Source organism: Sinorhizobium meliloti (assembly GCF_017876815.1).
In the GTDB taxonomy this organism is placed as follows: Bacteria; Pseudomonadota; Alphaproteobacteria; order Rhizobiales; family Rhizobiaceae; genus Sinorhizobium; species Sinorhizobium meliloti.
In genome coordinates this window covers 1-1,932 of the sequence record NZ_JAGIOS010000004.1, presented here as the reverse complement: position 1 = coordinate 1,932, position 1,932 = coordinate 1, and the positions used below count along the sequence as shown (strand labels likewise).

2 protein-coding genes and 1 pseudogene are annotated in these 1,932 nt (G+C 65.0%); all 3 read left to right on the top strand.

Translation table 11 applies throughout. The features are described from left to right. Window positions 1–231: 231 nt before the first annotated feature. Window positions 232–588, top strand: coding sequence for an AMP-binding protein (locus JOH52_RS34070; RefSeq protein ID WP_209566093.1), 357 nt, complete (start codon window positions 232–234; stop codon window positions 586–588). Window positions 589–603: 15 nt separating this feature from the next. Beyond that, window positions 604–1,235 (top strand): annotated as a pseudogene (locus tag JOH52_RS36760) (AMP-binding protein); the annotation flags it as partial. 126 nt (window positions 1,236–1,361) lie between these two features. After that, window positions 1,362–1,932 (top strand): AMP-binding enzyme (locus tag JOH52_RS36755; RefSeq protein ID WP_420497133.1); only part of this gene is annotated, 571 nt, incomplete at its 3' end.

Below are 1,932 nucleotides of genomic sequence, written 5' to 3'. Positions count from 1 at the left end.
CATTGTCGGTGGATGATTTTGGTCAGGAGCTGGGGCTCACGGCGGATGCGGTCGAACGATCTCCGCCGATCGGATCTGCGGCTATATGCAGCGGGCGCTCGAGCAACTGGTCGACGCGCTGGAGCAAGCGCCCGATAGGCCGGTGCGCGAGCTCGACATTCTTCCGGCTGAGGAGCGCAGCTACCTGCTGGAGGAGTTGAACCGGACGGAAGCGGACTATCCGTCGGATCTTTGCGTGCATGCGCTGTTCGAGGCGCAGGTGCGCCGGGTGCCGACGCGGTCGCACTGGTCTTCGAAGAGCAGTCGATCTCCTATGGCGCGCTCAATGCCGATGCCAACCGGCTGGCCCATCATCTGATCGGGCTCGGGGTGAGGCCGGACCAGCCAGTGGCGATCTGCGTCGAGCGCAGCCCGGCGATGGTGGTGGGACTGCTGGCGATCCTCAAGGCCGGCGGCGCCTATGTGCCGCTCGACCCGGCCTATCCGGCGAACGGCTGCGGCAGTTGCTCGACGATGCCGGCCCGCGGCTGCTGCTTTGCGACGCCGCCGGCCGCGCGGCGTTGGGCGCCGAGGCAATCGCCGATCTGAGCGCGGTCGATCTCGATGCGGCCATGCCGCTTGGGCCGACCAGTCCCTGACGATCCCGACCCGCATGCCCTCGGCCTGACAGCCCGCAATCTCGCCTATGTCATCTACACATCGGGATCCACCGGCACGCCTAAGGGCGTCATGGTCGAGCATGCAAGTGTTCTCAATGTTCTACGCGCTCTTTTAGATGTATCGGGCCTCACAGAGCGCGATTCACTCCTCGCGATCACGACGATCTCTTTCGACATTGCGGGGCTGGAACTCTATCTGCCACTGGCCGTGGGAGCTAACGTCGTTGTTGCTCACGGAACCAGTGTTATTGGATTACAGCGGTATCTATCCCATCAGAAGATAACTGTGATGCAGGCGACCCCGCGGCGTGGCGTATGCTCTTCGACGCCGGCTGGGAGGGTGCGCCCGATTTAAGTGCGTTGTGTGGCGGCGAAGCGTTGCCTTCAGAACTGGCCTCGAACCTCGGCAGAAGGGTAAAATCTCTCAGAAATCTTTATGGTCCGACGGAGACTACGATTTGGGCGACCACCTTTCTTACCGACACGAGAATTGAGGCGCCTCACCGGTATGTGCCGATCGGCCGTCCGATTGCGAACACGCGGCTTTATGTGCTTGACGGCCATGGTCAGCCGGTTCCGTTTGGGGCGGTTGGTGAGCTTTATATCGGCGGGGCGGGGGTGGCGCGCGGCTACCTGAACCGTCCGGATCTGACGGCGGAGCGGTTCCTGGCGGATCCGTTCAGCGGCAAGGCCGGCGCCCGGATGTACCGGAGCGGCGACCTGGCGCGCTACCTGCCGGACGGCAATCTCGAGTTTCTGGGCCGCAATGACGACCAGGTGAAGATCCGCGGCTTCCGCATCGAGCCGGGCGAGATCGCCGCCCGGCTGCTGGAGCATGAGCTTGTCGGCGATGCCGCGGTGGTGGCGCACGCGGATGCGGCGGGCGACAAGCGGCTCGTCGCCTATGTGGTTGCGAAGACGACGGACGGGTCGGCCGAAGCCGATGGCGCCGGGCTTGCTGCGTCGTTGCGGGCGCATCTGGGTGGCCTGCTGCCGGACTACATGGTGCCGTCGGCCTTCGTGCGGCTGGATGCACTGCCGCTGACGGTGAACGGCAAGCTCGATCGCAAGGCGCTGCCGGTCCCCGACGACGATGCCTATGCGCGTCGGGCCTACGAGGCGCCGCAGGGCGAGATCGAGACGCTGCTGGCCGGGATCTGGGCCGAGCTTCTCGGCGTCGAGCAGGTCGGGCGCCACGACAACTTCTTCGAACTCGGCGGCCACTCATTGTTGGCCGTTCAAATGATGGAGCGTCTGCGGCGGCTGTCGCTCG